This window comes from Mucilaginibacter sp. (assembly GCF_036383575.1).
Classification (GTDB): domain Bacteria; phylum Bacteroidota; class Bacteroidia; order Sphingobacteriales; family Sphingobacteriaceae; genus Mucilaginibacter.
In genome coordinates this window covers 1-5066 of record NZ_DASVOB010000890.1, presented here as the reverse complement: position 1 = coordinate 5066, position 5066 = coordinate 1, and the positions used below count along the sequence as shown (strand labels likewise).

At 40.9% G+C, this 5066-nt stretch carries 4 protein-coding genes and 1 tRNA gene; 4 read left to right on the top strand and 1 reads right to left on the bottom strand.

Features of this window, described 5'->3' with window-relative positions; all coding sequences use genetic code 11:
* A partial coding sequence (locus VF500_RS31295) for a PfkB family carbohydrate kinase (protein WP_330863415.1) occupies positions 1–705 on the bottom strand: 705 nt, incomplete at its 3' end.
* A gap of 317 nt (positions 706–1022) precedes the next feature.
* On the opposite strand from VF500_RS31295, the gene VF500_RS31290 reads away from it, so the two are divergent.
* The 4 genes from VF500_RS31290 to VF500_RS31275 form a co-directional block, all read left to right on the top strand.
* Positions 1023–1096: transfer RNA gene (locus VF500_RS31290), tRNA-Asn, on the top strand.
* 246 nt (positions 1097–1342) lie between these two features.
* Positions 1343–2788, top strand: a complete 1446-nt coding sequence (locus VF500_RS31285; protein WP_330863414.1) for an MFS transporter — start codon at positions 1343–1345, stop codon at positions 2786–2788.
* Positions 2789–2820: 32 nt separating this feature from the next.
* A complete protein-coding gene (locus tag VF500_RS31280; RefSeq protein ID WP_330863413.1) occupies positions 2821–3390 on the top strand; it encodes a Crp/Fnr family transcriptional regulator in 570 nt (189 codons plus the stop codon).
* A 225-nt stretch (positions 3391–3615) separates the two neighbouring features.
* Positions 3616–5066, top strand: a 1451-nt coding sequence (locus VF500_RS31275; RefSeq protein ID WP_330863412.1) for a DUF5127 domain-containing protein, incomplete at its 3' end; no start/stop codon positions are given.

The window sequence follows — 5066 nt, the reverse complement described above, 5'->3', positions numbered from 1 at the left end:
GGCGCCGGTAGGGTCAAACACTTCGGCCAACGGAAGGGCAGGGGCGCTAAAGATCTTATCTTCATGAAACAACAATGCACCATGCTCGCCTTTTTTAATGATGAGGTATTTAGGGCCCATGGTCAATATTTTGCGGGCAGCTTTAACCAGTGAAAATTCACCTGATAGCTGACGTACTTCGGCATCATTGATGGTTAAAACATCAACCATTTGTATAGTTTTTAAAAGCTCATCAAGGGCAATGTCCATCCAAAAGTTCATGGTGTCCATTACAATAAGCTTAGGGCGGTTTTTAAGGCGAGTGATCACCGTTTGCTGTACCTGCGGCGAAAGATTGCCCAGCATCAGGTATTCGCAATCCTGGTAGCTGTCAGGGATGATTGGATCAAAAGCTTCCAGTACATTAAGCTCGGTAACCAGGGTATCGCGACTGTTCATGTCATTATGGTAACGGCCACTCCAGAAAAATGATTTTTCACCCTTTTTTATCTGCAGGCCTTCGGTATTAACGTTGTGATTTTGCAGGTCCTCAATTTCGTGCTGAGGAAAATCGTCGCCAACAACAGCAACAATTTTTATTTTATCATAAAAGTAAGAAGCGCCCAAACTTGCAAAAGTTGCAGAGCCGCCTACTATTTTATCGGTTTTACCAAAAGGGGTTTCAATGGCATCAAACGCCACAGTGCCAATAACTAACAAACTCATGTAAAGATATTTATATTTTTTCGCCGCAAATATTGTGAAAATTAAGGGATAATCATTCATCGGTGCCCATTTGTAATGCCGATTTTCATAAGTGAAAACATTATGGGGACAGATTTTTTAAGTTTGATGGTGGAAAAAACGAGATATGCAGGGAAAATTACCATTTGCTGAAGAGCCTGTAGTATATAATGGGATCATAAATAGCAGGAAATCAGCAAGTAAAAAAGTGGATGAAAAATATTTGATTTTTTTTTGAATAAAAATTGTGAAATATCCGACGAGTTTTTACCTTTGCCCCACTCCAAACCGGATTAGATTCCTGAGTAGCTCAGCCGGTTAGAGCATCTGACTGTTAATCAGAGGGTCGCTGGTTCGAGCCCAGCCTCAGGAGCAAAGCCCCGCATGTCTGCGGGGCTTTTTTTATGCCATAATATTTTGCTCAAAAGTGTGATTCCGGAGGACCGGCCCCAAAAGTTAGGAGAAATATACGTGCCAACGTCGGTCAATCATAACACAGATTCTTCTTCTTTTCATCTCGTAAATCAGCAAATCAGCAGGATTTAAAATAACTTCCATCTTCTTCCATTTTTTAACACACATCAATGTTTATTCATTTTCTGCTTTTCAATTTTGTAGCATGAAAACAGAAACATTAGATACCTTACATAACATCGATATTGAAGAAAGGTCTAACCACGATATAGCCAACCTGAACATTGCTATTGCCGGTATTTCTATTAGCTTGTTTATGATGAACCTTGACACAAGTATTGTGAGCGTAGGATTGCCAACCATGATCAAAACGCTAAAAACAACTTTTGCCTCGGCTCAGTGGTTTGTGTTGGCTTACCTGCTTGTGCTAACCGCTTTAATTACTGCTGTTGGCCGGCTTGGCGATATTGTAGGTAAAAAGAAATTGTACCTGGCAGGTATTGTAATATTTACCATAGCGTCCCTGCTTTGTGGCATATCAAACAGCGCAACATTATTTATCGTGTTTCGCGGTTTACAAGGTTTGGGGGCGGCCTTAATATTGGCCTTAAGTATGGCTATCGCAACTGAGCTTACGCCCAAAAAGCAGCTGGGCAAAATAATGGGTATTTTATCAACAATAACCGCATTGGGTATTGCAAGCGGACCAACCATTGGCGGCATATTGCTTTCAACTTTTGGGTGGCAATCCATGTTTTTGGTAAATGTTCCGTTTGGGGTAGTAGCTTACGGATTGGGCTATAAGTATATATTGAGCCCTGCCATTAAAAAATCGATATCTATTGATTGGGTTGGAATAGTTTTATTGGCAGTCACCTTATCGTGCTACTGTATTGGTATGACGATGATTGAAAAAAGTGGTTTTGGCAACCCTTTGGTTTTAATGTTATTAGCAATTACTGTTGTTAGTTTATTTACATTTATTGAATTAGAGAAAAGGATAGCTCACCCGCTAATAAATGTCGCTATTTTTAAAAACAGGCTTATCAGTAAAAATCTGGTTGCTACGGTACTTGTTTATACCGTAATTATTACAACGGTAATATTGCCGCCGTTCTATCTTTCGAAGGCAGCCAATTACAGCCTGGTGCAAGTTGGACTAATTATGTCTTTCGGGCCTTTATTAACTGTTGCGCTAAGTATTTATGCTGGTAAAATTGCAGATAAGTATGGTGCAAAAAATGTGATGTTTTATGCGGTGCTTACCATAGCAATTGGATGCTATTGTATGAGTACAATTACCCCGGCCGAACATATTACAGGCTACCTTTGGCGGATAGGAATAATTGCGCTGGGGTTGAACTTTTTTAAAACGCCTAACAACACCGTTGTTATGGAAGTAGCGCGGGCAGACCAGCGTGGGCTGCTCAGTGGCTTTCTGTCGCTGTCGCGGATTTTAGGGCAAATAACCGGGACAACAGTTATTGGGGTTATATTCGCTGTTTTGTCGGGCGTGTCGGGTACCTCAAAAATGGGCGGTTCACCTCAGTCAATAACATATGGCTTTGATAAAGTATTTTTGATAAACGCATTTATTGCATTGTTTGCCGCGTTGTTAATTTACCCCAAATTCTTTAAGCAAAACGCATAATTTTATTAGGTAATAAATTCTATTGAATATTTATGAAAGAAGCATTGGCCAAATACATCCTGAAAAAAGTTAAAATGAGCGATGAAGATTTGCAGTTGATCCTTTCATATTTTAAATCCCGTACGGTTAAAAAGAAAGAAATTTTATTGCACGAAGGCGGTTTGTCAAACAGGATGTATTTTGTTGTGAAGGGTTGCTTGCGGATTTATTTTATAAAGGACGTTGGTACAGAAGTTACCCGGAGGATCATATTTGAAAATGATGCATCATCGTCGATGGTGTCGTTTATTACCGAAAATCCTTCGAACGAATATATTGAAGCCGTAATGGATTCAGAGCTGCTTTATATGGACAGGAAGGATTTTTACCAACTGGTAGAGACATTGCCTGCATGGGAAAAGTTTTATCGCCATCAACTGGAATATGCCTACGTAATAAATACCAACCGATTAATGAGTTTCATTACCAACGATGCTACCGAGCGTTATTTATTGCTGCTTAAAGAAAATCCTGAGATCATAAAACGTTTACCCAACAGATTGGTGGCTAATTATTTGAATATTACACAAGAAGGCTTAAGCAGGTTGAAATCAAAATTATAGAATACGTTGCTGTAAATGAAAGGGAAACCGTCAACCAAAAAGCTTATTATCTTATCAATTCATTCACATAGCTTCTTGCCGTAATCCTGTAAAATTCCCTGCGTGTCGCATACATGCATGCGAAAATGAGACGATATGCACGGACTTTGATACAATATGAAGATATCCCGGCAACGCTTTTACTTACTTTTACGATTTGAATAAAACCTCAATTATATACTATCCATGAACCAATCTAACCGACTTAAGTCATTGGTATTGCTGGCTTACGCCTGTCTGACCGGGACTGTGCATGCACAGGAAAGAAAAGCCCCCGCGTATCCGCTGATCACTCACAACACCTACTTTAGTATCTGGTCAAATACCGATCAACTGAACAACTCTACCACAACGCATTGGACCGGTGCAGAGCACTCACTATTGGGCCTGATCAATGTGGATGGGAAGATCTATCGTTTCCTTGGAAAAGAGCAAACCAGCTACAAAACCATATTGAGCGCTTCTGACGAAGCGTCTTATAACGTTAGTTATACAGAAAACAAACCAGCAGGTGACTGGACCTCGCTAAAATACAATATCGCCGGCTGGAAATCCGGACAGGCACCGATTGGCGACGATGAGAAAAGCGTAAAAACGTTATGGAAATCGGATGATATTTGGGTGAGGCGGACGTTTAATTTGAGTACTATCACCGCTATTAATGATCTTTTGCTAAAGCTTAATCACGATGACAACATTGAGGTTTTTCTGAACGGTACCAGGGTTTACGAGAAAAAAGGTTGGACAAGCAGTTTCCAATATTTTGCGATCAATAAAAATGCACTTGAGGCAGGTCAGAACGTGGTTGCCATTCACCTGGCTAATACGGCAGGTGGCCGCTTTTTAGATTTTGGCCTTGTAGATAAATTAAAAGATAATGCTTCACAGATTTTACTGGCCGAACAAAAAAATGTAGAGGTGAATGCAACGCAAACGGTTTACAATTTCGCCGCCGGAAAAGTGAACCTACAATTGACATTCACTTCACCGTTGCTGTTGAACGACCTGAGGTTGCTATCCCGTCCGGTTTCTTACGTTACTTATAAAGTGAATGCAAACGATGGAAAAAACCACGCCGTAAAAGTTTTCCTCGGCGCGTCATCTGACATCGCGGTCTATCAGCCTTCACAGGAGGTTAGCGCACAAAAATATGCTACTGCGAAACTTTCCGTGTTAAAAACGGGCACTCTTGAGCAGCCTGTTCTTCAAAAAGGCGCCGACGATATGCGTATCGACTGGGGGTATTTTTATGTAGCTGCGCCAAAAGCGACTGGTGTGGTTCAATTTATCACCAAAGGCAGCGAGGCTGCTGATGCATTCAGGAAGGGAGCTGTTTTATCAACCGTATCAAAAGGCCATTCACTTTCACTAAATACTATCATTCCTTTCGGAACTGTTGGTAAAACCGCTGTTGAGCGCTTTGTAGAGTTAGGTTATGACGAACGGCTTTCCGTACAGTATTTCAATACTGATTTGAGGCCATGGTGGAATAACTCGGGCAAAGCTACCATTGAAGGTGAACTAACAGATGCCTTTAATGAATACCAATCTGTTGTGCAAAAATGCAACACCTTCGATAAGGAGGTTTATGCGGATGCCTTGCGTTCGGGAGGAAAAGAGTATGCATACTTGTGCGT

Coding starts and splice junctions, on each gene's coding strand:
- VF500_RS31285 (WP_330863414.1), top strand. CDS start 1,343: ATGAAAACAGAAACATTAGATACCTTACATAACATCGATATTGAAGAA.
- VF500_RS31280 (WP_330863413.1), top strand. CDS start 2,821: ATGAAAGAAGCATTGGCCAAATACATCCTGAAAAAAGTTAAAATGAGC.